The organism is Chitinimonas arctica, assembly GCF_007431345.1.
GTDB classification, from domain to species: domain Bacteria; phylum Pseudomonadota; class Gammaproteobacteria; order Burkholderiales; family Chitinimonadaceae; genus Chitinimonas; species Chitinimonas arctica.
The window spans coordinates 4,499,931-4,525,013 of record NZ_CP041730.1; the positions used below are offsets into that span (position 1 = coordinate 4,499,931).

A 25,083-nucleotide genomic window follows, 5' to 3' on the forward strand; every position below is an offset into this window, starting at 1 on the left:
AGCTTATGTCCGAGTGTCGGGCAGTGGGCGTTGGAAATCCCGATTGACGCAATCTCAAAAAGGCCGCTTTTAATTGAGCGGCCTTTTTGTTTTCTTGCCGCCTTGTTCTCTCGATGAAAACACCTTAAGCGATTGATTTCGTTATGACGTAGTGCTACATTGCGCGCCCTTTTCGGAATCTGGCAAACCCTGCCGGGAGTTTCAAATGCTTGAGGCGCTGTTCAAACTGCGTGAGCACGGCACCGATGTAAAAACCGAGGTCATCGCGGGTATCACTACCTTCCTGACCATGGCCTACATCATCATCGTCAACCCGGCCATCCTGTCGGAAACCGGCATGGATTTTCATGCGGTTTTTGTCGCCACCTGTATCGCGGCAGCCTTGGGCTCGGCGGTCATGGGGCTGGTGGCGAACTATCCGATCGCCTTGGCGCCCGGCATGGGCTTGAACGCCTACTTCACCTTTTCGGTGGTCAAGGGGATGGGCGTAAGCTGGCAGGTGGCCTTGGGCGCGGTATTCCTCTCCGGTGTGATCTTCCTGGTGGTCAGCCTGTTCAAAGTGCGGGAGGCCATCGTCAATGCCATTCCCCATTCGCTCAAGCTGTCGATTTCGGCCGGTGTCGGCATGTTCCTGGCTATCATCGCGCTGAAGAACGCCGGGGTAGTGGTGGCGCATCCGGCCACCCTGGTGACCTTGGGCAATATGCATGACCCCAAGGTACTACTGGCTATCCTGGGTTTTCTGCTGATCGTGGCGCTGGAATATCGCAGGGTTACCGGTGGCGTGATCATCGGCATCCTCACGGTAACCGTACTGGCCATCCTGTCCGGTCTACAGACCTTCAACGGCGTATTCTCGGCGCCGCCCAGCATCACGCCCACCTTGATGCAGATGGATTTGCAGGGCGCCATGTCGGCCGGCCTGCTGGGGGTGGTGTTTGTATTCTTCTTCGTGGACCTGTTCGACACGACCGGTACTTTGATCGGTGTATCGCATAGGGCCGGCCTGCTGGATCGCGATGGCAAGCTGCCGCGCTTGAAGCGCGCCTTGCTGGCCGACTCCACCGCCATCGTGGCCGGTGCGGCGCTGGGTACCTCCAGCTGCACGGCCTATATCGAATCGGCCGCCGGGACGGCGGTGGGTGGGCGCACCGGTCTTACTGCCGTGGTGGTGGCCATCCTGTTCCTGGCAGCCCTGTTCCTGTCGCCCTTGGCAAGCGCGGTGCCGGCATACGCTACCGCGCCGGCACTCTGCTACGTGGCGGTATTGATGGCTCGAGGCCTGGCCGAGATCAATTGGGACGACCTGACCGAAGCAGCACCGGCCGTGATCACCGCCCTGGCGATGCCGTTCACCTTCTCGATCGCCGACGGCATTGCCTTCGGTTTTATCAGCTATACCGGACTTAAACTGCTGTCGGGGCGCTTCCGCGATCTGACACCGGCGGTGGTGGTGATCGCCGCCTTGTGGATCATGAAGTTCGCACTGTTCTAAACCATGGCGTTACCGAACTCATAATAAGGAATCAGAATGCTGATCGATCCAGGCTATATCCGTGACCGTATCCGTACCGTAGCGGATTGGCCTATCGCGGGCGTACAGTTCCGCGATATCACGCCTTTGCTCCAGGACCCCAAAACCTTCCGGGTACTGGTGGACTGTTTTGTCCATCGCTATATGGATATGAATGTCGATGTCGTGGCCGGTGTGGACGCGCGGGGTTTTATCCTGGGCGCCGTGGTGGCCTATGAACTCAATCGCGGTTTTGTCCCGGTGCGCAAGAAGGGCAAGTTGCCTTTCCATACCGTCGCGGAGGAATACGAGCTGGAATATGGTTCGGCCACGGTCGAGCTGCATTCGGATGCCATCGTGCCGGGCCAGCGCGTGCTGCTGATCGACGATCTGGTCGCTACCGGCGGCACCATGATCGCTGCCGCCAAGTTGATCCGCAAGCTGGGCGGGGAAGTATTCGAAGCGGCTGCCATCGTCGATCTGCCCGAGCTGGGCGGCTCGAAGCTGGTGCGGGAGCAGGGCATACCATTGTTCACGGTGTGCGACTTCAGCGGGCATTGATCGCCCGGATGGAAAGGCCGGCAGCCAGGCTGCCGGCCCATGTGTCCTCAATAGCCGGCTTCCACCAACTCTTCGCGGGTGACCAGGAATACAAAGCCATCGCCGCTATTGGTTTCCAGCCAGGTGAAGGCCAGCTCCGGGTACTGGGGTTCCAGTACTTCGCGGTTATGACCGATCTCCACGACCAATACCCCCATGGGATTGAGGAAGCGGCTGGCGTTTTCCAGGATCAGGCGGGTAGCGTCCAGACCGTCCTCGCCGCTACCCAGCGCCAGTTCCGGTTCGTGTAGATATTCGTCCGGCAGGGCGGCGACCGAGGGCGCGTCCACATAGGGTGGGTTGGAAACGATCAGGTCGTAGCACTCGCCCTCGACGGCTGCGAACAAGTCGGATTCGAGAAGGCGTACACGCTCTTGCAAGCCGTATTCGTCCACGTTGATGGCGGCCACCGCCAAGGCGTCGGGCGACAGATCCACGGCATCGACCTCGGCGTCCGGGTAGTGTTCGGCCATCAGGATGGCCAGGCAGCCGGAGCCGGTGCAGAGATCCAGCGCGCGATGGACCAGTTCCGGGTACTCGATCCAATTGTCCAGCGCATGCGGTAGCAGTTCGGCAATAAAGGAGCGCGGTACGATGACCCGCTCATCCACGTAAAAGCGATACGGCCCCAACCAGGCTTCGCCGGTCAGGTAGGCGGCCGGCTTGCGGCTGACGACCCGTGCTTCGATCTGCGTCAGGACCGCGTCGATTTCGCTCGGCGTCAGGCGGGCGTCGAGAAAGGGGTCGAGATTGTCCAGCGGCAGTTTCAAGGTGTGCAAGGTCAGATAGGCGGCTTCATCCCAGGCGCTGGCATTGCCATGGCCGAAGTGGAGGCGGGCTTCGTTGAAGCGAGAGACGGCAAAGCGCAATAGGTCGCGGATGGTAAAAAGATGGGTGCGGGCGGAGGTATACATTGGCAGCCGAGGGTGGCGTAAAAGCCGCATTCTACGCGAGCCTGGGCCCCGGAATGACCGACTGTGCGACGAAAGGTCGGTTTTTCCTTTGTAATTCGTGGCTTAGCGGTTTTCATTCGGCTGGCTAGCGCGTATAGTTCGGCGCTCACGGGTGCAAGGTGTTTAGCCTTGGCCCGCTTTTGTCTTTGGAGATTCCCCCGCAATGTCATTTGACAGCCTCGGCTTGCATGCCGAGATCCTTCGTGCCGTACTCGATTCCGGCTACACCGTGCCCACACCGGTGCAAGCCCATGCCATCCCCGTCATATTGAGTGGCCGCGACGTAATGGCCGGCGCCCAGACCGGTACCGGCAAGACCGCCGCGTTTACCTTGCCTCTGCTCAATAAATTGCAGCCCTATGCCAATACCAGTGCCTCGCCGGCTCGCCACCCGGTTCGGGCGCTGATCCTGACGCCTACCCGCGAGTTATGCGACCAGGTATTCGACAGCGTTCAGACCTACAGCAAGTACATGCCTGTCCGCGCTACCGCGGTATTCGGCGGCGTGGATATGAAGCCGCAGATCGAAGCGCTGCGCAAGGGTTCGGAAATCGTCGTGGCCACGCCCGGCCGCCTGCTGGACCATGTGCAGAACAAGACCATCAATCTGTCGCAGGTCGAAATCCTGGTACTGGATGAAGCGGACCGTATGCTGGATATGGGGTTTATCCTCGATATCCGCAAGATTCTCAGCCTCTTGCCCGCGCACCGCCAGACCCTGCTGTTCTCCGCCACCTTCGCGCCGGAGATCAAGAAGCTGTCCGAAGACTTCATGCGCAATCCGGAAGTCATCGAAGTGGCGCGTCGCAACGCCACCAATGAGTCGGTGGTGCTGCATATGCACGCCACGGAACCGGTCAACAAGCGCCGGGTACTGGCGCAGTTGATCCGCCATCATGACATGCAGCAAGTCATCGTCTTTACCCGCACCAAACTGATGGCCGACCGCCTGGCGCGCGAACTGAAGCGCGATGGCTTTGATTGCGAGGCCATCCATGGCGACCGCACCCAGCAGTCCCGGCTCGACACCATGGCCTCTTTCAAGGACAACAAGCTGCGTGTTTTGGTTGCTACCGATGTGGCCGCACGTGGGCTGGACATCAACGAGTTGCCTTTTGTCGTCAATTTCGAGCTGCCGACCAATCCGGAAGACTTCGTCCATCGCATCGGCCGAACCGGCCGTGCCGGCGCCACCGGTATCGCGATCTCCCTGGTGGGGCCGGACGAGGACAAATCCTTGATGCTGATTCGCAAGCTGATCGGCAAGCCCCTGGAAATCACCCCGGCACCGGGCGGCGATCTACCGCGCGAAAGCCGCGAGCGTCCGCCGCGCGAATATCGCGAAAGCCGCGAGCCGCGCGCCGAACGGGAGCCGCGCACGCCACGCGTGGGTGGGCGCCGTAGCGATATCATGCAGATCGAGACGCCGCTGGTGGACCGTCGTAACAAGGTGCACGCCGCTGCCCTGGGTGGCCACGTCGCCACCGCCATCCAGCACTTCCAGCAAGCGCGCCATATGGCACGCGAGTTGCCGGCATTGCTGCTGCCACCCCGTTATACCGTCTCCAAATAAAATGCCGTATGGCGGGGAGTGCCGGTGAGAGCCGGCCCCGCCCAGGCTGCTCCCTCTATGTCCCGAGACTGGCAATCCCTGATCTATAACGGCATACCGCTCGCCCGAGCCATGCAGGTGGCGTTTCGGTCGCTGCCGGATGGCCGGGTAAGCCTGGACGCACCCTTGGCGCCCAACGTCAATGACAAGGGCACCGGCTTTGGCGGCAGCATTGCCGCGCTCGCCACCTTGGCGGGCTGGGTAGAGACCCAGCGGCAGCTGGATCTTGCCGGGCTGGAAAGCGCGGTCGAGATCGTCGTGCAGCGGGGCGAAACCACCTATTTACTACCCGTTTCCGGCGCTTTTTCCGCCACCGCGCGATGCCCGGATGAGTCGGAGCGGGAACGATTCCTGCGGATATTCCGTCGCAAGGGTACGGCGCGTCTGGCCGTCACGGTCGAGCTGTGCTGCGAGGCGCGTGTCGTCGCCCGCTTCAGCGGCGAATACGTGGCGCGCCGCACGGACGCTTGATCGCATCCTTGCGGACTTGTCGCCGCAGCCCAGTCCAATAGGAGGTCGTCGCACAATGTTGCGCCTGATGTTCCGCTTGCTCCTTGCCTGCCTGGCACTTGGCACCCTGGCCGAGCCGCTGCGGCTGTCCTATCTGCCGGCCCAGAATCCCAACGACAAGCGCTACCAATACTATTGGGATTTGCTGAGCGCGGCCTTGCGTGCCAACGAAAGCCAGTACGGCTCGTTTGCCCTGCAGGCCGGACCCGAGGTGATGAGCCCGCCCCGCGCGGCCGTGGAGATTGCCCGCGGCGACGGCGGTATCAATGTCATGGTGCGGACCACTTCGGCGGAGTTGGAAAAGCAACTGCTGCCAATCCGGATTCCGCTGGATAAAGGCCTGACCGGTTACCGGCTATTCCTGATTCGCCCGCAGACGCAAGCCAAACTGGAAAAGGTGCGCACCCTATCCGAGCTGGCCAGGTTCGGCATCGGCCAGGACCGGCAATGGGTGGACACCCAGATCCTGCGCGCGGCCGGTTTGCAGGTGGTGGAGGGCGAGGGGTATGCCGGACTGTTCCGGATGCTGCAGGCGGATCGATTCCCGCTGTTTTCGCGTGGCGTCAACGAGATAGGCGACGAATACAAGGTACAGCGCCAGGGTGGCGCGGATGTGGCAATCGAACAGGCCTTGCTGCTCTACTATCCGCTGCCGCGTTATTTTTTCGTGGCGCGCACGCCGGAAGGGGAGTTGCTCGCCAAGCGGATCGAAAATGGCCTGCATAAGCTGATCCAGACCGGCGAGTTCGAGCGCCGCTACCTGGACTACAAGCGGCTGGTACTGGATGGCTTGCAGCTTTCGGGGCGACGTGTATTCCGGATTGCCAATCCAACGCTGTCGGCCGATACCCCATTGGCCAGGACGGCCTGGTGGGATGAGCTCGGCCCCGAACTGCACGGCGAGAAAAAGCCTTTAGCCGTGGGCGCGTCCCGCTGATGGGGTCGGTACAATAGCGGCCATGCAGCACGATACCTGTTTCCATTGCGGTCTTGCCGTCGCCGAGACCGACCGCGATCCGCCCCGTTTTCCCGTCCACTACCGACAGACCGTGCAGGCCACTTGCTGTGCCGGCTGCCAGGCCGTGGCCGAAACGATTCTACGATCCGGACTGGACTACTACTACGAGCAGCGCGAGCAAAAGGCGGAGCGCGTAGGCGCCATGCCCGCTGAATTGCTGGAGCAGTTGCGGCTATACGATTCGGTGGCCTTGCAGGCCAGCTTTGTCCGGCAGGAGTCGGAGCACGTGCGCGAGGCGGCCTTGCTGCTGGAGGGCATCAGCTGTGCCGCCTGTATCTGGCTGAACGAACGCCATCTGCTGGGCATGCCCGGCGTGCTGGAAGCCAGCGTCAACTACACCACCCACCGCGCCAGGGTCCGGTGGGACGAGCGCCGGGTGCAGTTGTCGCAGATCCTCGCCGCTGTCGCCGCCATCGGCTATCGCGCCCATCCCTACGATCCGGGTCGCCAGGAAAGTTTGCGCCAACGCGAGCGCAAACAAGCGCTGGCGCGATTGTGGATCGCCGGATTGTCGATGATGCAGGTGATGATGTATGCCGTGCCGGTCTATCTGGCGGCGCCGGGCGACATCTCGCCCGCCATGTTGGGGTTGATGCAGTGGGCCAGCCTGATCCTGACCCTGCCGGTGCTGCTGTATTCCTGCCTACCCTTTTACCAGGGCGTATGGCGGGACCTCAAACTGCGGCGGGTCGGCATGGATGCACCGGTGCTGATCGGTGTGTGGGCGTCGTTCCTGGCCAGTGCCCAGGCGACCGTGCTTGAGCAGGGTGCGGTGTATTTCGATTCGGTATCCATGTTTGTGTTCCTGTTGCTAGGCGGGCGCTATCTCGAAGGCATGGCCAGGCGCAAGGCAGGCGAGGCGGCGGAGTCGCTGGTTAAACTGGTGCCTGCTTTCGCCCATCGTTTGGCCAATTGGCCAGCCAATCACGCAAGCATGGAAGTGCCGGTGGCCGAACTGGTGGTTGACGATGTCTTGCTGGTCAAGCCGGGCGAACATTATCCGGCTGATGCACTGGTGTTGGAGGGCGAAGGCAGTGCCGACGAAGCACTGCTGACCGGCGAGTCGCGCCCGGTGCCCAAGCGGGTGTCCGATACGGTCATCGGCGGCGCGGTCAATCTGGATGGGCCGATGATCGTGCAGGTAAAGCGGGTAGGGCAGGAAACCCAGCTGGCCGGCATTGTCAGGCTGCTGGACCGCGCCCTGGCGGAAAAGCCCCGCCTGGCCCAGATGGCTGACCGCCTGGCAGGGAGCTTCGTGACGGCCCTATTGCTGGTGGCGGCCTTGGCCTGGTATGGGTGGCATCTGTATGACCCGGCGCAAGCATTGCCTATTACCGTGGCCGTATTGGTGATTTCCTGCCCGTGTGCGCTTTCTCTGGCTACACCGGCGGCAATGACCGCCGCCACCGGCCGGTTGGCGCGGGCGGGCCTGCTGCTTACCCGCGGGCATGCGCTGGAGACGCTGGCCACGGTCACCGATATCGTGTTCGACAAAACCGGCACCTTGACCCATGGACGGCCCAGGCTGCTGGAAGTGTTGCCGCTGGGCCTGACGGCGCAGTCCGGGCATGCCTTGGCGGCCTTGCTGGAACAGGCCTCCGAGCACCCCATCGCAATGGCGCTGCGCGCGGATATCGCGCCGGCCGACGCCGCGCCGGCCGACGCCGCCCCGGCCGACGCGGAGGTAGGCGACTACCGCAATCATCCCGGCGGTGGTGTGGAAGCCGTGGTCGCCGGCAAGTCGCTGAGGCTGGGGCGGCCGGATTTCGTCGCCAGCTTTTGCCGAGCGGCCCCGCCCGACGCGCTATTGGCTTGGCATCAGGAAGATACGGTGGTTTGCCTGGCCAGCGAGGATGAATGGCTGGCGGCCTTCGCGCTGGGCGATACGGTCAGGCCGGAAGCGGCAGCCATGCTGGCGGGCTGGCAGGGTGTGCGCAGCCATCTGCTGAGTGGCGATGCCGAAGGCCCCACCGGCCGCCTGGCCAGGCAGTTGGCGATACCCTGCTATCGTGCCGCTGCCTTGCCGGCCGATAAACTCGCCTATGTGCAAGCCTTGCAGGCGCAGGGCAGGCGCGTGCTTATGGTTGGCGATGGCGTGAACGATGCGCCGGTGTTGGCAGCAGCCGATGCATCGGTCGCCATGGGCGGCGGGGCAGAATCGGCGCAAGCTGCGGGCGACATGGTGCTGGTCGGCTCCCTTGTGGCCCTGGCGGAAGGGCGCCGGCTGGCCCGGTTTACCCAGCGTATCATCAGGCAAAATCTGTGGTGGGCCTTGCTCTACAATCTGATCGCCCTGCCTGTCGCTTTGCTGGGCTGGGTAACACCGTGGCTTGCCAGCCTGGGCATGGCGGCAAGTTCCTTATTGGTGGTTTGCAATGCGCTGAGGTTGACCGCCCAATCCAGCGCCGGGAAACGCTAAGCCATGGATAGTTTGTATTTGCTTGTCCCCCTTTCCGTGCTGGTTGCCGTCGGCGGGGGGCTGCTGTTCTGGTGGGCTACGCGCAGTGGCCAGTTCGACGACCTGGAGGGGCCAGCCCACCGGATTCTGCAGGACGACGATAGCGCAAGCGGCAAAGGTCGATCCGACGAAAGTACCCGGCAGGAATAGACCTCCCCCGGTTTCCAACGGGCTGGCGCCTGCCTGAATATCCCGCTTCGTGTCATCCAGGTGGGCATGGATCGCGGGGGCGGATCAATTGCCTCCTTGTGGCTGGCTGGAGACAGCTGATTGGCGCAGCCTGCCGGCGGCAGCATTTACTTGCTCCGTGAAGAAATCCGCTTTTTTCTGTTTTGCCAGTTCAAGCGCGTGCATATAGGTTTGACGTTTGACAGGATCACTTTTTTCCAAGCCACGCGCCATCCTCCAGGACACGATGGCTTCATCGAAATGTCCCCCGCTAAGCCACATCTCTGCTTGCTGATTCAAATACTCAGCCTTGAGGTGGGTAACGGCGCGGTTGCGGGACAGTTTCGCGGCGATCAATTCCCTGACGGGTGCATGAGCGGAAATAGCGGGGTTGTCGCGCACGTCCAAGCTGGTGAGATGGGTGTTGCCTGCCAGCCCTTCCATCAGGATGCCGAGCTTGCTGTCGTCAAGGCCGCAGCCGCATAGCTGGAGTGCGGCCAATGATGAGTTCGCCAAAAGGCCCGACACAAGTTGGTACACGGCGCGGGTGGAGAGTGGATTGCCGTCAAGCCGGAGCGTGATCGGGGGAGCCGCTATCACGATGTCGGACAAGGATGAAAGGGCTTCCGAATCAAATGCATTGCGGCTGAGGTCGAGTACTTCGAGCATTTCCAGCTCGGGCAGGAGCGTTGCCAGTGCCTTGACCCCCTTGTGGCCGATACGATTGCCGGACAAATCGATCTCCGTCACGGGGGATTTGTTGCCTCGCATGACAGCAACCACCATTTCTACCTCTTCATCGCTTAAATTCAAGCCGTCGAGACGCAATCGGGTAAGAGCAGGGTCTGCCTGTTTCAAGCGGGTATAGGGAAGCCATAGTTTGGGGTGGCTGGGAAAGGGTGCTTCGGCTGGATGGGACACGCGCAGGGGCGAGTCGCCGAAATCCACCGTTTCAGCTGATTGAAAGGCATGCCTGCTGTCCCGCATGTCCGGATGATCCGCGCATAGGGTTTTGGCCATCGCGATCAGCTCATTTGCAAGCAGGGTCTGTCCCTTCTCAAGCTGTGCCAGCGCTTGGCGCTGAAGCCAGCCGGATTCTGCGACGTTGTCCTCGTACCGATGCCGGAGGGTGCGGAGCATCGCGAGATTCTCCGGGGCCGTTTCAAGCGCTTGCGCGCGTAGCGTGAGCAAGCGGGCCTGCTCCGAATGTCCCGCTGCCGCCAGTGCAGCGGCGTAATCCATCATGATCCGCGCATGGTTGCGGGCAAGCAGGCGGTTTCGTTCCAATGAAGCGGTAATTTCGGCGGATGATTGCTGGTCATCGATCGGGTTGCCATCCAGATCGAGCAAGACAAGACGCCGGTTGCACTTCAGCGCCGCGGCCAAGGCCTTTGCCCCGGTATTGCCGATTCGGTTGCCGGCGAGCTTGATCGTCCTCAGATCGATATTGCAGTACAGCAAGGTGGCCAGGTAGTCGGCGCCGCTATTGTCTATTTCGCTGTTCGACAGATCGAGTTCGGTCAAGTGGGTGTTATGGCGCAACGCCGCCGCAATCGCCTGGACGTCGGCGGCGGCGACTGGCTTGCCGCTTGCCATGCGGGTGAGCGAGCCATCATCCTCGATCAGTCCGGCCAGTTGGTCCATAAAAGAGTGGGTTTCTCCCGGTACCGATGCGGGCTTTCGGTTGAACAGTGTCGATAGCCAAGTGGGTTGGGGTGGCAAGGTCTTGGTTTTCTTCAAATCCTCCAATACCTCGGGCGATTTGCACAGGGCCAGCGACAGCGCCCAGGCCGCCCTGGCACTGGCGCAATCGCCACTTCGCCAACTACTGCGGCCGGCCTCGGCCAGGACCTGGGCTTGGGCGAGTTTCGCGCGGGCATAGTGGAGCAAGGCTTCCAGCTCCTTGCCGAGCACGGAGCCTTCCTCCCACGCTTCCCTTGCCAATTCAATCGCGCGTATGCCGATTTGTGGCTGGCGTTGCGCCACATGGGATTGGACGCGCGAGGCCAGCATCTCCCTGTAGATGAAGGGCCGCCCACGATTGCGGGCCAGCAGGTCCGCCAAGGCGATCTTGGCGCCATAGCCGATATCTGCGTTATCGCGAAGGTCCAGCTCGGTAAGACGGGTGTTGAGCTGCATTATCTGGGACAAGTACTCCGCACCTTGATCCGTGATCTGGTTGTCTGCCAGCCTGAGCGTGACGAGGGTGTCGTTGCCTGCGAGTGCCATACACACGATAAGCGCGTTTGTATCGTCCAACTGGCAGCCGTTCAGCTTGAGGGTGAGGATGGATTGGTTGCTGGCGAGATCGGTGGGTTTGCCGTGGGGGTCCGTGGCAACGGTTTCTGCAATTTGCTCCATCCACGCCGATATCACGTCCTTCGCGCCGTCAGGAAGGTCGTCTTGAGACTCCAGCTCGTTCAGTTCCCCCATCTGCTCCTGCAGAAATTCCTGATTGGTACTGTCACTGTCGCCAGGGCATTGGATGGCGAAAACACTGAATAAGCCCATGGCGAATTTTTGGCTGATCTCGATGCCGCTCAGGTCCAGTTCCGTCAGGCAGCGATTGCAACGCAAGGCTGCGCAGAGCCCGAGCGCGTCCATGTCTTCCAGCGCGGAAACCCCGAGCGTCAGGGAACGCAGTGTGGGATCCTGGCGAAATAGCCGGAGCAAGGGGCCGACCAGGCTGCGGTCGCACACGGCTTCGGCAATATCGACACGCTGGCCATTGACGGTGACCGTGGTATCGGTCTCCCGTGGCCCTGCGTCGTGCTGGGTGGGATGAAGTCTGGATATAGGATCGAACATTTGTTATCCCCTCTGGGCTGGCGAGAAGCCACTGCGTCAGAGCGGAAGGAATGCGGACCTGGGTGGTCATGCTGTTGCAATTTCAGGCCGTTTTTGGCTTTTTCATGCACGGGCTCGCCAGATCCGGGATTTTGCGAGTAGGGCACGCCAAGTCAGATCAGGTATTGCCGCAGCACGGACCAAGCCGCGTATTTTTGCTCGAAGGGCAGGGTAAAGGCGGGGCTGGAAGAGGGAAGGGGATGCAAGGCGTAGCGCGTTGCCTGCTCGTCCAGTTGCCTCTGCCCGATGCGGGCGGCGGTACCACCGTTGAAGGCGATTGCAGCCAGCTGCGGCAGCCCTCTCACCAGGCTGGCCAGGTCGTTTTCCACCCGTTCGCGGATATTGCTGTCGAGGCTGCCCTCGCGCTTGGCGGCCGCCACGACATCCCACAGGCCCAGGCCGCCATCCAGTAGTGCCTGCAAGCGCTCCGGGTAGCGCAATGCCGTTAGGTCGCGCTCGATAAGGCGGCCGGTCAGTCGCCAGAAGCGATTTTGCGGATGGCCGTAATATTGGCCGTGCGCCAGGGAGGCTTCGCCAGGCAGGCTACCCAGGATCAGGACGCGGGTATGGGCATCGACGACCGGCGCGAAGCAGTACTTGGTTTCACTCATGGCGTGAACAGGGTGAGTTGGCGCACTTCCGCTCTTTCTTCCTCGAAGCGTACGCCGACGCCGAGCAGCCGCACCGGCAGCGAGCGGCGTGCAAACCCCTCGGCCAGCAGGCGGGCCCAGGTGTCCGGGCCGGGCGCGGTGCTGAGGCATTCCACCGTGGTATGGCTGAAGTCGCTGAAACGAATCTTCACATAAGCCTTGTAGGGAAGCGGGACGTCGTGCGCGCGTTCCAGGCGCGCCTTCAAATCGGTGATCAACACGTGCATTTCGTCCAGGCAACTGGCCAGGTCGGGCAGGTCGTGCACATAGGTGGTCTCCACCGACAGCGATTTGCGCGGCTGCTCATTGCTGACCGGGCGCTCATCCACGCCCCGGCACAGTTCGTACAAGCGATGGCCGAAGCGGCCGAAATGCTGGATCAGCTTGGGCAGGGGCCAGTCGCGCAAATCGCCGCAGCTGCGTGCGCCCAATTCGTTCAGGCGGGCTGCCGTCACCTTGCCCACGCCGAACAGTTTTCCCACCGGCAGGGCCGCGACAAACGTATCGGCATCGCGCGGGTGGACCACGAACTGGCCATCCGGCTTGTTCCAGTCGCTGGCTACCTTGGCAATGAATTTGTTGGCGGCGATGCCGGCGGAGGCGGTGATGCCCACTTCGCTGCGGATACGGTCGCGGATGGCGCCGGCGATCCGCGTTGCGCTGCCCTGGCAGTGTGGGGAGTCACTGACATCCAGATAGGCCTCGTCCAGCGAGAGGGGTTCGACCAGGCTCGCGAAGTCGGCGTAGATGCCATGGATCTGGCGGGATACCGCCCGGTACACCTCGAAGCGCGGCGGCAGCAGCACGAGGTCCGGGCAGCGTTTGAGCGCCTGGCTGCTGGCCATGGCCGAATGGAGCCCGAACTTGCGGGCGGCATAGTTGCAAGTGGAGAGCACCCCGCGGCTTTCCGGCCGCCCGCCCACCGCCACAGGGCGCTCGCGCAGGCTGGGATCGTCGCGCATCTCCACCGCGGCATAGAAGCAATCGCAATCGATATGAATGATCTTGCGCACGGGCGAGATGCCGCTCAGTTGCCTTGCTTGGCGCGCACCATCTTGACCAGGCGCTCGAACAGATTGCTGTCCTGCTCATTCTTCAGCAGGGCGCCGGCCAGCGGCGGCAAGCCCTCGCCGGCCCTGAGCGCGGCCGGCGGCACCTTGTCGGCCAACAGCAGCTTGAGCCAGTCCAGCAATTCCGAGGTGGACGGCTTCTTCTTCAGGCCGGGCAGCTCGCGTAGGGCGTAGAACAGTTCGAGCGCTTCGCGCAATAGCGCTTCATGCAGGCCTGGGAAGTGGACGTCCACGATGCGGCGCATGGTGTCCTTGTCCGGGAAGCGGATGTAATGGAAGAAGCAGCGGCGCAGGAAGGCATCCGGCAATTCTTTTTCGTTGTTGCTGGTAATGATGATGATGGGGCGGTGGCGGGCGCTGATTGTCTGGCGCGTTTCGTAGACATCGAAGGCCATGCGGTCCAGTTCGCGCAAGAGATCGTTCGGGAACTCGATATCGGCCTTGTCGATTTCATCGATCAGCAACACGGCTTGCCGCTCGCTTTCGAATGCCTCCCATAGCTTGCCAGGCACGATGTAGTTAGCGATCTCGTTGACACGCGGATCGCCCAGCTGCCCGTCCCGCAGGCGCGATACCGCGTCGTATTCATATAGGCCCTGCTGCGCCTTGGTGGTGGATTTGATATGCCAGCTGATCAGCGGTGCATCCAGCCCACGGGCAATTTCTTCCGCCAGCAAGGTTTTACCGGTGCCGGGCTCGCCCTTGATCAGCAGTGGGCGCTGCAGGGTGATGGCGGCATTCACGGCCAGCATCAGGTCCGGTGTCGCGATGTAGTTTGAAGTGCCGGTGAAATGGGTGGGTGAGGTCATGCGGGCATCCTTGTTGAATCTCCGGATTGTATGGGAGGCGGAAGATGACGGGAATGGCGCCGGCATGTGCGCTAGGGAATTACCGCGCAAAGAATATTGAACAGTTGTTCAATATATGATCGTTGATCAAGTGGGGCAGTTGTTATCAATAGGGCGATGATGCCGGCTGGCACAGGAAAAAATTGAACAAATGTTCAGTTTTTAGCTGCTCACATGGGCATTTGTTGCGTTGTCCGGCACAAAATGAGGGAATTTTTCACATAAAGTTACATTTGCCGGCCAACCGCGGATCAAAATCCGATACGCTTCGCCCGGGCGAGTTATGCGCAGCGCATGGAAGCCGCGCACCGTCGTGGGCTCGACCAAAACCTAAAATTAAATCTATCGCTTGAGGATCTATCAATGAAACTGCAAAAACTGCTGGTTGCCCTGGGTTTTGCCGGCCTGTCCGCCCTGGCTAGCGCCACCACCCTGAACGGCACCTGCTACTACACCGCGACGGTTGATCCAACTTCGATCTCCGTTTCGAACGGCAACACCGTTTCGCTGCAGGCCAGCTTCACCACCAGCCGCGCCATGTGGAATACCTCCGGTTGCGGTACCTTCGGCAATGTTGATGTCAAGATCGTTGAGCGCAAGACCGGCCGCGTGCTGGTAAACACTCAGCTGAACAACACCAACGACCCCAACATGACCTACGGCGGCCGTTGGATCACCCCGCGTGTCAACTACACCGTGTCCGGCTTCACGCCTGGCAACTACGAAGTGGTTGCCTATGTCGGCTTCAACGGCTGGTATCACGATACCAACCCGACCGTGACCTCGATGCGCGTCAACTGATAGGTCTGCGCGGCAACTTGCCCATACGGGCAAGATGCCGCGTATTTCACCGGGGTGCGGCCTGCGCCTCGCCGCGGTGAATACTTGAAACTCTACCGGGCGTACGCTGCTTCGATATCGTCCAGCGTCAGGTGCCAGCGCTCCAGCATATGGCTGTATACAGCCAGCTCCGGATCGGAAATGGACCGGTCGGCCTTTGCCATGTCGAGCGACAGGGTGGCCAGCAGCAATTGTTTCTTCGGTTCGGTCACGGTGTCGAGCAGGTCTTCGATACGCTGCCTATCGACCAGCTGGATGCGGCCTTGCTCATCCGCTTCGTCGCTCAAATCGTTGCAATAGGCGTGCAATACCTCGATAAAGCGGGTCCGGCTGATGCCCAGTGCTTCATAGATATGCAGGGTTTCCAGGCTGTCTATCTCGCGCGGGTCGAAATTGCCATCGCTCATCATCAGCATGACCAGCAGGCGGGCCATGGCTTCCGGGCTATTGGCGGGATATTTCTTCATCATGCTGTGTGCTCCTGCATACCGAGTTTATTGATAAATTCCACCGGCACCCTGGCCGGCTTCTTGGTGGTGTAATCAAAAAACACCATGCCTGTTTTGGCGTGCAGCACATCGCCCCCATCGGTTTGCCGACGAAAACGGTAAAGTAGGTCGCAACCGTATTTGTTGAAGTCTTCCACGGCCACTTCCGCGACCAGTATCTCGCCCCAGAATGCCTCGGCTTTGTAGAGCACGACCGCATCGCTCAGGATCAAGCCTCGCCCGCCGATGTCCAATTCAGTCAGCCCCAGCGATTTCAGGAACCGCAGGCGTGCCTCGTGAATCAGCGTAAGCGCCGAATCGTTGCCCAGATGGCCGCCATAGTTGATATGGCCGATGCCGATTTCGATCGGGCAGGAAAACGGAAAGTGATCGGGTAGAACGAGTTTGACGCGAGCCATTTGCCGGATGAATTCCTGAACGTAACCGAGTTTAAGCCCCGTAGCTGCCGGCCGGCAACCCGCCGACTATAGTATGGGCAAAGGTGGTGGTCCGACCGCATCATGGAGAGAGGAAGATTATCATGTACCAACGCATACTTATTCCGGTGGACGACAGCGAAACTTCACGCCAGGCACTCCACCAGGCTACCCGCTTTTGCAGCGATCAGCACGCCAGGACAAGGCTGGTGCACGTGATCGACCTGGCCCAGTTTACCTGGGGTGGGGCGGAGTTCGTCGATGTCGGCGAGCTCCAGGTCAATCTGCGCGAAACTGGGCGCAAGGTGTTGGCCAGCGCGCAGGAGTTGTTGCGCGAAAGCCGAGTGGAAGTGGAGGCGGCCCTGATCGAGATATGGGGAGGCTCCATTTCGGCGGCGATCATCGAGGACGCCGGAACCTGGCCTGCTGATATCATTGCCATGGGTTCCCATGGCTGGACCGGCTTGGACCATCTGTTGATGGGCAGCGTGGCGGAGGGTGTTGTCCGGCATGCCCCGGTTCCCGTACTTATATTTCCGATCAAGCGTAAGAAATAGTGTCCGAAACTCCACTCAAGACTGTTGTGCCCTTGCTTGTTACCGATCATCGCCGCGATATCCTCGGCTTCAGGTACATCTATCCGGTCGTATCGCGACGCGCGGGCGGGGTGTCGGTCGGCATCAACCTCAACCCCAACAATGCCTGCAACTGGCGCTGCATCTATTGCCAGGTGCCGGACCTGGTACGCGGCAATGCACCGCAGCTGGATCTGGCCGTGCTGGAAGCCGAACTGGCGGCCATGCTGGACGATATCGTCCATGGCGATTTCATGCAGCGCAATGTGCCGGAAGATGTGCGGCGGCTCAATGACCTGGCTTTATCCGGCAACGGCGAGCCGACCTCGAGCCGGCAGTTCGGCGACGTCGTGACGGTGTTGGGCAGGCAGTTGGCGCACTTTGGCCTGCTGGGCAAAATCAAGCTGGTGCTGATCACCAACGGCAGCCAGCTCTACAAGCCCATGGTGCAGGAAGCGCTGACGCGCATGCGCGAGATGAATGGCGAAGTGTGGTTCAAATACGACCGGGCGCCGCAGGAAGGCGTCAGTTTCGTCAACCAGGTCGCCCTGACGCCGGCCCAGATCAAGCGGCACCTGATCCTGGCAAGCACCCGCTGCCCCACCTGGTTGCAGACCTGCATGTTCGCGGTGGATGGCGAGCCGCCGGCCGAAACGGAGCTAGGCGCCTGGCTGGGATTGCTGCGGGAGGCCATCGATGCCGGGGCTCGCCCGGAAGGTGTGTTGCTGTACGGCCTGGCGCGCCCATCCACGCAGCCGGAAGCGCCGCGCCTGACGCGGCTGCCGGAAACGTGGATGCGGGATTTTGCCGGACGAATCGAGCAAATGGGCTTGCCGGTGAAATTGAGTCTCTGAGAGCGGACGGCCGCTTGCGCCAGAGTAGGGTTCGGCCGTAACGCTTCCGTTCCGCCGGGATGGCGGAGTCGGAAAGGACGGCCTGTTCCTGCTGCCTAGGGAAGCTCTGCAAAAGTATCAAACTGAATCTGCACCGCAGCACCCGGCAATACCCGCAAGGGGTAGGCCGTGGTTGTACGGTGCTAACGCACCAACAACCACGCACAGCCGGGCGTTAACGGGCAGTATGTATATCAACGACGTTTCGCTGATTGATCCCACTCCCCCTTACCCGGGCGGCCCCGCCCTCGCCGCCGCGAGGGAGCCTCGCTTACGCTCGTAAGTGGACTTTTGCAGAGGCTCCCTAGCGGGGAATGGTGGCGGTGTCGTCTTCGGCCGTGCCGGTTTCATGGCGCGTCTTGACCGCTTTCTGCAGGCTCTTGTACAGGTCGGGGTGGTTTTCCTTGAGGTAGTCGATGATCTCGAAGTCCTCGCGGCGGACGCGGCTCAAGTCCACCTGCTCGACGTGCACCAAGCGCAGCAGCTCACGCACCGGTTTGGGCATGTTGCGGCCGCTCTCGTAACGGGAGCCACCGCTTTGGGTGACGCCGATCTTGGTCCAGAACTCCTGTTGGTTCAGGCCAAGTTTGCGACGTACGTCGCGGGGGTTAAATAATTTGTCAAATAGTTTCATGGCGGCTTCCCGCTAGGGGCTGTCCTGTTATCGGTCTGTCATGACGGCCGTGTCGGCCGATATGTCTAATGCTGAAGTAGCGCTTACCACATCTCTGATGTTGCGTCTTTCACAAAGTTCATATGGGCCGGTTCGACTGCCGAAGGGCCTAGCTTGCATACCTAATCTTACTGCGACTGTAGACTATGCGCGAGGCATGTTGCGTTGCGTAATGATTTATGCCAAGCAAGGAATTGTCAAAATTCTTTGTGTGTAGTGTACAAGACTGGATTTTTTGCTGGTTTTCCCGGATTATATTTAATGTTGTACTGGACGATACAGGGGTAAGTTCGCCTGTTCGCGGGGTGTTTTTTTTTCCTCCCTGGTGCCGTGTGGACGGCGCGGGCCGCGCATCTTAACGTGTTCCTAAAAATCCTGCCCAATTAGGGTAATCCCTAGGTCTTTAGGGAGTTAAAATACCGGCGCGTTTGTTAGACTCGAACGCTTTTGAACCATACCTAGCCTTGTTAAGGCCTGAGCTGAACGCAATGAGCACACTAGTAGAAAAGATAGCCCAAGCGATCCGGGAGGATATTTTTCGGGGTGCGCTTGCCCCTGGCGAGCCGCTCAAGCAGGTTGAACTGGCCAATCGTTACGGTGTAAGCCCTATACCGTTGCGGGAAGCCTTACAGCGCCTGCAGGTCGAGGGCCTGGTCGAGTACTTCGCCTACCGCGGCGCCATCGTGGCCCGCATGAAGCGCGGTGAGGCCGCCGATATCGCCGACGTGCGCAATGCCTTGGAGGCATTGGCATTCCAGATCGCCTTGCCCAAGCTGGACGACGAGCAGATCGACACCCTGGCGGCCATTACCGAGGAGCTGGAGTCGCCACGCGGCATGGAAGCCAGTTTCTTCATGGAACGATTGAATCACTACTACGAGGTGCTGCTGTCCAGATCGGATAGACCGCTCCTGTTGGAAATGATTCAAACGAACCTCAAGCGCGCGACTCGCTATTACGCCGAAGTGGTCCGGCTCAGCCAAGGCCGCCTGACGGACGCGCCGTCGCGCAGGACCTACGTGGAAGCGATGCGGGCCCGGGACATGACCATGCTCACCGACAATATGCAGGCGTTGCATGCCGCGTACGTCCGCTTTATCGAGGCGAATTTCGAGGATTGAGGCTAGCGGCGCCGGACAGCGCCGCGCGTTTATGTCCTGAAGCGCCGCACCAGCCTCTCCAGCTCGTCGGCCAAGGTGGCCAAGTGCTGGCTGGTTTGCGAGGCCTGTTGCAGGGCGATATCGTTTTCGCCGATGGCGGTGGTGATCTGTTCGACGCTGCTGGCGATATGGTTGGACGCCTCCGATTGCTCGCGGGTGGCCACGGCGATATCGCGCATGCCCAGTGCCGTCAGGCGGGTACTGTCGGCGATGCGGTTGATCCGTTCGGCGGCCGAGCGCGAGCGCGATACGCCGGCGCCCACCTGTTCCAACGCCATGCCGATGCCACTGACGGCTTCATCGGTGTCCTGCTGCATGGAAGCGATGGTGCTGCCAATTTCGCGGGTGGCGGCCGAGGTTCGCTCCGCCAATTTCCTGACCTCGTCGGCCACCACGGCAAAGCCGCGGCCCTGCTCACCGGCGCGGGCGGCTTCGATGGCGGCATTGAGCGCCAGCAGATTGGTCTGGTCGGCGATTTCGTGGATGACGTTGATCACGCTGCCGATCGCCTGCGCGCGCCCGGCCAGTAGTCCCATGGCGTCGGCCTGTTTACGTACGGTGGAGTCGATGCGATTGATCTCATCGGCCGTGCTGCTGATTTCGCCGACGGCGTCCCTGGCGCCCTTTTCCGCCTGTTCACTGGTCTCGCCCGCCTGGATCGCGTTCTGCGCGATCAGGCTGATGCTGGTCGACATCTGCTCCAGGGCCGCCGCCGAGGCGCCGGCCGCATCGGACTGCTGGGCCGAGCTGGCGGAGATCTGGCGGGTGTGGCCGGCCAGTTCGTTGATGCGGCTATTGAGATCGACCGCGTTATCCTTGACCGCCGCGACGATGCTGGCGAGGGAGTCGATAAAGCGATTGAAAGCTTGCGAGGTCTGGCCGATCTCATCCTGGCTGTGCACCTGCAGGCGCCGGGTCAGGTCCGCCTCGCCGCCGGCCAGCTCGGTCATGGCATCGCGCAGCCGGCGCAGCGGTTGCGATACCTTGCCGATGGCCAAGCCCAATACGATCGCCAGCAGGGCCAGGGCCGTGACGCCCAGCAGCAGATTGACCGCGAGCATGCGCTGGGTGGGCGCCATGATCTGCGCGATCGGGATATTGACGACCAGGACCCAGGGTGTGCTGGTGGCGCCCAAGCGTACCGGTACCAGGAAGCGGGCGAATTCATCCTGTTCGATCAGGCCCGCTTTGCCGGCCTTGGCCGCCTGAAGGTGTTCCGCCGGGATTTCGCCGGCTTCCACCGGCTTGCCCAGTCTGGTTTTATCCGGATGGCTGGCGTAGACGCCCGCGTGGCTGATCAAGCTCAGGTAGCCGCTACCATAAGGCTTTTCCGCTTCAAGTGTTTGCTGTAGATCGCGCATGGGCACATCCGACCCGATGACGCCGATAAACTGGCCATCAACCAGGACGGGGGCGACATAGGACATCATCAGTACCTTGGTATCGGTGTCGAAGTAGGGCTCTACCGCCGCGTCGCGCTTGCTGGCCTTGGATTCCAGATAGTAGGGTTGGTTGTAGTAGTCAGCCTCCCACTTCTGCTGGTCCTCCGGGCTCAGATTCATGCCCGCATGGTTGTATTCGAAGAACTTGATCGCCTGCGGTTGCTTGGCATCGGGGCGGAGCAACCAGGGCGCGTAGGCCCCTGTGGCGTAATAAAGCTTATTGCCCTGGAACTCGGCGTCGCGGCCGTCCAGGGCATTGTGGTCGAAGATGACCCACATATCGTAGAGCCGCTCCTGGCTGCGGAAAGTGCTCTCCAATATGCCGTCCAGTACGGCGCGGTCAGGGGCGCCATGCTTTTTCAAACCGGCGAAGACCCCGGCCATGGTGCGGGCCGTATCGGCGGGTTCACCGAAAACGCCGGCCGCGTAGGATGCGTAGTAGTTGGCTAATTGCTGGGCGCTGGCATAAGCCTGCTCACGGGTCAGGCTGCGGGTCTGCAACGATACCGCCGACAGTACGGCGGCCATCGCCAGGGTGGCGCAGAGCAGGGCGACGATCAGGATCTTGGCGCGGAAACTGAGAGATGTGCGCATGCGGCTCCTCGTGAAGGGAATGTATTCGCCTTTGCGGTATAGCACGGGCGAGGTGCCGTCACATCCTGCGGGCTTCCACCCTCTTAAAAGACATCCAGCGGGATTTTCAGATAACGCTTGCCATTGGCTTCGGCCGGCGGCATTTGACCGGCGCGGATATTGACCTGGATGGCCGGCAGGATCAGCGTCGGCATGGCGAGGCCGCTGTCCCTGGCTTGGCGCATCGCCACGAACGCGGCTTGGTTTATTCCCGCGTGGATATGGATATTGTGTCTGCGCTGCTCGCCAACGGTGCTCTCCCATGCCGCGCACCTGCCGCCGGGCGGATAGTCGTGGCACATGAACAAGCGGGTGGCGTCCGGCAGCGACAACAAGCTTTGCACCGATTGATAGAGCGTGGCAGCATCACCCCCCGGAAAATCGCAGCGGGCGGTGCCGACATCGGGCATGAACAAGGTATCGCCGACGAAAACGGCATCACCTATCCGATAAGCCAGGTCGGCGGGTGTATGGCCGGGTACGAATAGCGCATGGCAGGCCAGTCCGCCTATGCTGAAGCTTTCGTCGGCGCGGAACAGGTGGTCGAACTGGCTGCCGTCCGTTTGAAAGTCCGGTTCCAGATGAAAGAGTTCGCGAAAGGTGCTTTGTACCGTGCTGATATGCTCGCCGATGGCGATACGGCCACCCAGTTGGCGCTGTAGATAAGGCGCGGCGGATAGGTGGTCGGCATGCGCATGGGTCTCCAGGATCCAGTCCACCTGCAAATCCTGGCCGCGCACGAAGGCGACCATACGATCCGCATTGACGGTGGTGGTGCGGCCAGAGCGGATATCGAAATCGAGAACCGGGTCGATCAGGGCGGCATGTCCGCCTTGCCGTTCGTAGGCCACATAGCTGACGGTGCCGGTGGCAGGGTCAAAAAAAGCTTCAACCTGGGGGATGTCGTGCATGCTGGTCAGTCCGTTTTTTTCACTAGGCTCGCGCCCATCATATTCATATATGGCGGCGGTTCAAGAACCATAGGCCGTGCTCGCCCACTTTCTCCATTCCTGCCCTTGTTCGTGAGGATGCATGCCTAGCTGGCTGAAGAATTATCGCCGTTCCGATCTACCCCATGATCTTGTCGCCAGTCTCACCCTGCTGGTACTGCTGATTCCACAAGGACTGGCGTATGCCTTGCTGGCCGGTCTGCCGCCGCAGGCCGGCCTGTATGCCAGCATCGTTCCCGTGCTGGTCTATGCGCTGCTGGGTTCCAGCGCCACGCTGTCGGTCGGGCCGGCCGCCTTGCCGTCCCTGATGACGGCCACGGCCTTGGCGGGCATGGCCCTGCCGGGGGGCGGCGACTACATCGCGCTGGCCGCGTTGGTAGCGTTGTTATCGGGCCTGCTGCGCTTGCTGCTGGGCCTCCTGCGCTTTGGTTTTGTCGCCAATTTCCTCTCTCAATCGGTGGTGGGCGGTTTTGTCAGTGGTTCGGCCATGCTGATCGTGCTCAGCCAGCTGCCGCAGCTCTTCGGTGTGACGGCGCATGGCAGTACGGCTTGGGAGATCGGCGGCAAGCTATTGGCCGCACTGCCCGATACCAACCGCTCGTCATTGAGCCTGTCGCTGGCGGCATTGTTCCTGCTATTCGCCGGCAAGCGCTGGAGCAAACCCTTGCTGTACAAGATCGGCTTGAGCGAGCAGCGTGCCGATCTGTTGGCCAAGGCCTTCCCCATCGTGGTGGTGGCCTTGGGCGGCGCCGCAGTGGCGCTGCTGGACCTGCCGGTGCGGGTGGTGGGGCAACTGCCGGCCGGACTGCCGCCGCTGGCCATGCCCACCCTGAGCCTCGCCGGCTTGCCGGCCTTGTTGCCCGCCGTGCTGGCCATTGCCCTGGTGGGCTTTGTCGATAGTTTTTCCATTGCCCAGAGCTTGGCATTGAAGCGGCGCGAATCGGTCGATCCCGATCGTGAGCTTTTGGCGCTGGGGCTGGCCAATACCGCCGCCGGGCTGACCGGCGGCTTCCCGGTCTCGGCCAGTTTTGGCCGCTCCGCCGCCAATGAATTGGCAGGTGCGCGCAGCCAGCTGGCGGGTGTACTGGCGGCGGCCTGGATCGCCCTGGTGCTGGTCGCCTGTACGGGTTTGTTTGCCAGCCTGCCATTGGCCGTGCTGTCCGCCACCATCGTGATGGCGGTAAGCCAGATGATGGACCTGTCCATCCTCCGCTTGGCCTGGCGCTACGACCGCCGGGACGTCGCGGTCTATCTTGCCACTTGGCTGGGCGTACTTTTGCTGGGCGTGGTCGATGCCATCCTGCTGGGTGTGGGCATGTCGCTGGCCCTGTTTATCTGGCGTACCAGCCAGCCCCATATGGCGGTGCTGGGCCGGGTGGCGGGGACCGAGCATTACCGTAATATCCTTCGCTATGAAGCCGAGACGGACCCGAAGGTGCTGGCGGTGCGGGTGGACGAGAGCCTCTATTTCGCCAATATCCGCTTTGTCCGCAGCCGCTTGGTGGGGCTGTTGAGCACCCGGCCGCAGACCCGCAGCCTGCTGCTGGTACTGTCGGCCGTCAACGCCATCGATGTGTCCGCCCTGCAAGGCTTGCGCGAGCTGAATCGCGGCTTGCGCGAGCAGGGCGTGCAACTCCATCTGGCGGTGGTCAAGGGACCGGTGATGGATTTGCTCAAGCAGAGCGGCTTCCTGGAGGAACTGTCCGGCGCGGTGCATCTCTCCACGCATGCGGCCATGCAGGCGCTGAAGACGATCGCGATGGAAGTACCCGACTACGCGATCTGATCGTCTTTACAGCAGATTGCGCGGCTCGCCGGCCATCCATGCCTCGATATTGCCGATCAGTTGCGCCGCCAAGCTGCTCATGGCCTCGAAACTCGCCCAGCCGATATGGGGGGTGATCAGGAGATTCGGCAGCTCAGCCGTCAACAGTGGATTCCCCCGTCGCGGCGGTTCCTCATGCAGTACATCCATTCCAGCGCCACCAAGGCGGCCTTCCTGCAAGGCCGTCAATAGGGCGGCCTCATCCACCAAGCCGCCTCGCGCGGTATTGATCAGGACGGCGTCGGACTTCATGGCCGCCAATTCGGCAGGCCCGATCAGATTGCGGGTTTGTTCGTTCAAGGGACAGTGCAGGCTGATGACATCGGCTTTGGCCAACCCATCCGCGAACGGCACATAGCCCGCACGGCAATCGCTATGGCCCTTATGTTCGGCGAACTGGATCTGCATGCCGAAGGCGCGGGCCAGCGTGGCGGTGCGTTGACCCAGCGCGCCGCCACCGACGATCAATAGCGTCCGACCATGCAGGTCGCGCACCGGCGCGCCGAAATGGCAGAAGTAGGGCGAGCGTTGCCAAGCGCCTGCGGCTAGATCGCGCTGATAAGCCGGCAGGCTGCGCAGCAGCGTCAGCATCAGCATCAAGGCATGCTCGGGCACGCTGATTTCGGCATACGCGCGGATATTGCACACCGCGATACCCTGGCTTGCCGCCGCCGCGAGATCCACATTGTTGACGCCGGTTGCCGCCACCGCGATCAGCTTGAGCCTGGGCAGGGCTTTGAGCGTTGCGGCATCCAGCATCACCTTATTGCTGATCACGATATCGGCATCGGCGCAGCGTTCGAGCAATTGCGCCGGATCGGTGGAGGGATACTCCGTCCACCGGTGTGCCGGCGCCAGGGGCGGCAGCGGTACAGGCAGGCTGGCGCGGTCCAGAAAGACAATATTGAGCATGGGACTGA

The 25,083-nt window shown here is 61.5% G+C and carries 23 protein-coding genes; 12 read left to right on the forward strand and 11 right to left on the reverse strand.

The window, feature by feature from the left end; all coding sequences use genetic code 11:
• The first annotated feature begins 205 nt into the window (after positions 1-205).
• Both FNU76_RS20575 and FNU76_RS20580 read left to right on the forward strand, forming a co-directional pair.
• A complete protein-coding gene (locus FNU76_RS20575) occupies positions 206-1,495 on the forward strand; it encodes an NCS2 family permease (protein ID WP_144279935.1) in 1,290 nt (429 codons plus the stop codon).
• Between the two features lie 36 nt (positions 1,496-1,531).
• A complete protein-coding gene (locus tag FNU76_RS20580) occupies positions 1,532-2,074 on the forward strand; it encodes an adenine phosphoribosyltransferase (protein ID WP_144279936.1) in 543 nt (180 codons plus the stop codon).
• Between the two features lie 47 nt (positions 2,075-2,121).
• On the opposite strand, the gene prmB is transcribed toward FNU76_RS20580, so the two are convergent.
• On the reverse strand, positions 2,122-3,027 hold the full coding sequence (prmB, locus tag FNU76_RS20585) for a 50S ribosomal protein L3 N(5)-glutamine methyltransferase (protein WP_144279937.1): 906 nt from the start codon (positions 3,025-3,027) through the stop codon (positions 2,122-2,124).
• A gap of 202 nt (positions 3,028-3,229) precedes the next feature.
• Between prmB and FNU76_RS20590 the strand changes: the two genes are divergently transcribed.
• Genes FNU76_RS20590 through ccoS form a run of 5 tightly spaced genes read left to right on the forward strand, consistent with a single transcriptional unit; the run spans position 3,230 to position 8,814 of the window.
• The gene (locus FNU76_RS20590; protein ID WP_144279938.1) at positions 3,230-4,639 is read left to right on the forward strand and encodes a DEAD/DEAH box helicase; all 1,410 of its coding nucleotides are present in this window, start codon (positions 3,230-3,232) and stop codon (positions 4,637-4,639) included.
• Positions 4,640-4,696: 57 nt separating this feature from the next.
• On the forward strand, positions 4,697-5,149 hold the full coding sequence (locus tag FNU76_RS20595) for a YiiD C-terminal domain-containing protein (RefSeq protein ID WP_144279939.1): 453 nt from the start codon (positions 4,697-4,699) through the stop codon (positions 5,147-5,149).
• Between the two features lie 55 nt (positions 5,150-5,204).
• Entirely contained in the window at positions 5,205-6,125 is a 921-nt protein-coding gene (locus FNU76_RS20600; protein WP_144279940.1) for a hypothetical protein, read from the forward strand.
• A gap of 22 nt (positions 6,126-6,147) precedes the next feature.
• Positions 6,148-8,625, forward strand: a complete 2,478-nt coding sequence (locus tag FNU76_RS20605) for a heavy metal translocating P-type ATPase (RefSeq protein ID WP_144279941.1) — start codon at positions 6,148-6,150, stop codon at positions 8,623-8,625.
• A 3-nt stretch (positions 8,626-8,628) separates the two neighbouring features.
• A complete protein-coding gene (gene ccoS / locus FNU76_RS20610) occupies positions 8,629-8,814 on the forward strand; it encodes a cbb3-type cytochrome oxidase assembly protein CcoS (protein ID WP_144279942.1) in 186 nt (61 codons plus the stop codon).
• An 84-nt stretch (positions 8,815-8,898) separates the two neighbouring features.
• Here ccoS and FNU76_RS20615 read toward each other — a convergent pair whose 3' ends face one another.
• From FNU76_RS20615 to FNU76_RS20630, 4 genes are all read right to left on the reverse strand, one after another.
• Positions 8,899-11,640 (reverse strand): leucine-rich repeat domain-containing protein, encoded by a 2,742-nt coding sequence (locus tag FNU76_RS20615; protein WP_144279943.1) that lies wholly within the window; start codon positions 11,638-11,640, stop codon positions 8,899-8,901.
• A gap of 152 nt (positions 11,641-11,792) precedes the next feature.
• The gene (locus FNU76_RS20620) at positions 11,793-12,290 is read right to left on the reverse strand and encodes a DNA-deoxyinosine glycosylase (RefSeq protein WP_144279944.1); all 498 of its coding nucleotides are present in this window, start codon (positions 12,288-12,290) and stop codon (positions 11,793-11,795) included.
• Positions 12,287-13,342 (reverse strand): DNA polymerase IV, encoded by a 1,056-nt coding sequence (gene dinB / locus FNU76_RS20625; RefSeq protein ID WP_144279945.1) that lies wholly within the window; start codon positions 13,340-13,342, stop codon positions 12,287-12,289. The genes FNU76_RS20620 and dinB overlap by 4 nt, the downstream gene beginning before the upstream one ends.
• A gap of 14 nt (positions 13,343-13,356) precedes the next feature.
• On the reverse strand, positions 13,357-14,208 hold the full coding sequence (locus FNU76_RS20630; RefSeq protein ID WP_144279946.1) for an AAA family ATPase: 852 nt from the start codon (positions 14,206-14,208) through the stop codon (positions 13,357-13,359).
• A 402-nt stretch (positions 14,209-14,610) separates the two neighbouring features.
• Here FNU76_RS20630 and FNU76_RS20635 point away from each other — a divergent pair, with 402 nt between their 5' ends.
• On the forward strand, positions 14,611-15,048 hold the full coding sequence (locus FNU76_RS20635; RefSeq protein WP_144279947.1) for a hypothetical protein: 438 nt from the start codon (positions 14,611-14,613) through the stop codon (positions 15,046-15,048).
• 92 nt (positions 15,049-15,140) lie between these two features.
• On the opposite strand, the gene FNU76_RS20640 is transcribed toward FNU76_RS20635, so the two are convergent.
• Positions 15,141-15,557, reverse strand: coding sequence for a tellurite resistance TerB family protein (locus tag FNU76_RS20640; RefSeq protein ID WP_144279948.1), 417 nt, complete (start codon positions 15,555-15,557; stop codon positions 15,141-15,143).
• Positions 15,554-15,994: an acyl-CoA thioesterase gene (locus FNU76_RS20645; protein ID WP_144279949.1), complete on the reverse strand. Its 441-nt coding sequence runs from the start codon at positions 15,992-15,994 to the stop codon at positions 15,554-15,556. The genes FNU76_RS20640 and FNU76_RS20645 overlap by 4 nt, the downstream gene beginning before the upstream one ends.
• Before the next feature lie 122 nt (positions 15,995-16,116).
• Between FNU76_RS20645 and FNU76_RS20650 the strand changes: the two genes are divergently transcribed.
• Positions 16,117-16,569 (forward strand): universal stress protein, encoded by a 453-nt coding sequence (locus FNU76_RS20650; protein ID WP_144279950.1) that lies wholly within the window; start codon positions 16,117-16,119, stop codon positions 16,567-16,569.
• On the forward strand, positions 16,569-17,441 hold the full coding sequence (locus tag FNU76_RS20655; protein ID WP_223879118.1) for a radical SAM protein: 873 nt from the start codon (positions 16,569-16,571) through the stop codon (positions 17,439-17,441). The genes FNU76_RS20650 and FNU76_RS20655 overlap by 1 nt, the downstream gene beginning before the upstream one ends.
• Before the next feature lie 343 nt (positions 17,442-17,784).
• Here the strand turns inward: FNU76_RS20655 and FNU76_RS20660 are convergent, their stop codons facing one another.
• Positions 17,785-18,114 carry a helix-turn-helix domain-containing protein gene (locus tag FNU76_RS20660; RefSeq protein ID WP_144279951.1) on the reverse strand — a complete coding sequence of 110 codons (330 nt, stop codon included), beginning with the start codon at positions 18,112-18,114 and terminating at the stop codon, positions 17,785-17,787.
• A gap of 527 nt (positions 18,115-18,641) precedes the next feature.
• Between FNU76_RS20660 and FNU76_RS20665 the strand changes: the two genes are divergently transcribed.
• Positions 18,642-19,274, forward strand: a complete 633-nt coding sequence (locus FNU76_RS20665) for a GntR family transcriptional regulator (protein ID WP_144279952.1) — start codon at positions 18,642-18,644, stop codon at positions 19,272-19,274.
• Positions 19,275-19,303: 29 nt separating this feature from the next.
• Here FNU76_RS20665 and FNU76_RS20670 read toward each other — a convergent pair whose 3' ends face one another.
• Positions 19,304-21,349, reverse strand: coding sequence for a methyl-accepting chemotaxis protein (locus tag FNU76_RS20670; protein ID WP_144279953.1), 2,046 nt, complete (start codon positions 21,347-21,349; stop codon positions 19,304-19,306).
• Between the two features lie 83 nt (positions 21,350-21,432).
• On the reverse strand, positions 21,433-22,299 hold the full coding sequence (locus FNU76_RS20675) for an MBL fold metallo-hydrolase (protein WP_144279954.1): 867 nt from the start codon (positions 22,297-22,299) through the stop codon (positions 21,433-21,435).
• A 121-nt stretch (positions 22,300-22,420) separates the two neighbouring features.
• On the opposite strand from FNU76_RS20675, the gene FNU76_RS20680 reads away from it, so the two are divergent.
• Complete coding sequence (locus FNU76_RS20680) at positions 22,421-24,124, forward strand: SulP family inorganic anion transporter (protein ID WP_144279955.1); 1,704 nt, start codon at positions 22,421-22,423, stop codon at positions 24,122-24,124.
• A 6-nt stretch (positions 24,125-24,130) separates the two neighbouring features.
• Here FNU76_RS20680 and FNU76_RS20685 read toward each other — a convergent pair whose 3' ends face one another.
• Entirely contained in the window at positions 24,131-25,075 is a 945-nt protein-coding gene (locus FNU76_RS20685) for a D-2-hydroxyacid dehydrogenase (protein WP_144279956.1), read from the reverse strand.
• Between the last annotated feature and the right edge of the window lie 8 nt (positions 25,076-25,083).

Excerpts from the sequence above, each read along its gene's own strand:
- FNU76_RS20575 (WP_144279935.1), top strand. The coding sequence starts at position 206 with ATGCTTGAGGCGCTGTTCAAACTGCGTGAGCACGGCACCGATGTAAAA.
- FNU76_RS20580 (WP_144279936.1), top strand. The coding sequence starts at position 1,532 with ATGCTGATCGATCCAGGCTATATCCGTGACCGTATCCGTACCGTAGCG.
- prmB (WP_144279937.1), bottom strand. The coding sequence starts at position 3,027 with ATGTATACCTCCGCCCGCACCCATCTTTTTACCATCCGCGACCTATTG.
- FNU76_RS20590 (WP_144279938.1), top strand. The coding sequence starts at position 3,230 with ATGTCATTTGACAGCCTCGGCTTGCATGCCGAGATCCTTCGTGCCGTA.
- FNU76_RS20595 (WP_144279939.1), top strand. The coding sequence starts at position 4,697 with ATGTCCCGAGACTGGCAATCCCTGATCTATAACGGCATACCGCTCGCC.
- FNU76_RS20600 (WP_144279940.1), top strand. The coding sequence starts at position 5,205 with ATGTTGCGCCTGATGTTCCGCTTGCTCCTTGCCTGCCTGGCACTTGGC.
- FNU76_RS20605 (WP_144279941.1), top strand. The coding sequence starts at position 6,148 with ATGCAGCACGATACCTGTTTCCATTGCGGTCTTGCCGTCGCCGAGACC.
- ccoS (WP_144279942.1), top strand. The coding sequence starts at position 8,629 with ATGGATAGTTTGTATTTGCTTGTCCCCCTTTCCGTGCTGGTTGCCGTC.
- FNU76_RS20615 (WP_144279943.1), bottom strand. The coding sequence starts at position 11,640 with ATGTTCGATCCTATATCCAGACTTCATCCCACCCAGCACGACGCAGGG.
- FNU76_RS20620 (WP_144279944.1), bottom strand. The coding sequence starts at position 12,290 with ATGAGTGAAACCAAGTACTGCTTCGCGCCGGTCGTCGATGCCCATACC.
- FNU76_RS20630 (WP_144279946.1), bottom strand. The coding sequence starts at position 14,208 with ATGACCTCACCCACCCATTTCACCGGCACTTCAAACTACATCGCGACA.
- FNU76_RS20635 (WP_144279947.1), top strand. The coding sequence starts at position 14,611 with ATGAAACTGCAAAAACTGCTGGTTGCCCTGGGTTTTGCCGGCCTGTCC.
- FNU76_RS20640 (WP_144279948.1), bottom strand. The coding sequence starts at position 15,557 with ATGATGAAGAAATATCCCGCCAATAGCCCGGAAGCCATGGCCCGCCTG.
- FNU76_RS20645 (WP_144279949.1), bottom strand. The coding sequence starts at position 15,994 with ATGGCTCGCGTCAAACTCGTTCTACCCGATCACTTTCCGTTTTCCTGC.
- FNU76_RS20650 (WP_144279950.1), top strand. The coding sequence starts at position 16,117 with ATGTACCAACGCATACTTATTCCGGTGGACGACAGCGAAACTTCACGC.
- FNU76_RS20660 (WP_144279951.1), bottom strand. The coding sequence starts at position 18,114 with ATGAAACTATTTGACAAATTATTTAACCCCCGCGACGTACGTCGCAAA.
- FNU76_RS20665 (WP_144279952.1), top strand. The coding sequence starts at position 18,642 with ATGAGCACACTAGTAGAAAAGATAGCCCAAGCGATCCGGGAGGATATT.
- FNU76_RS20670 (WP_144279953.1), bottom strand. The coding sequence starts at position 21,349 with ATGCGCACATCTCTCAGTTTCCGCGCCAAGATCCTGATCGTCGCCCTG.
- FNU76_RS20675 (WP_144279954.1), bottom strand. The coding sequence starts at position 22,299 with ATGCACGACATCCCCCAGGTTGAAGCTTTTTTTGACCCTGCCACCGGC.
- FNU76_RS20680 (WP_144279955.1), top strand. The coding sequence starts at position 22,421 with ATGCCTAGCTGGCTGAAGAATTATCGCCGTTCCGATCTACCCCATGAT.
- FNU76_RS20685 (WP_144279956.1), bottom strand. The coding sequence starts at position 25,075 with ATGCTCAATATTGTCTTTCTGGACCGCGCCAGCCTGCCTGTACCGCTG.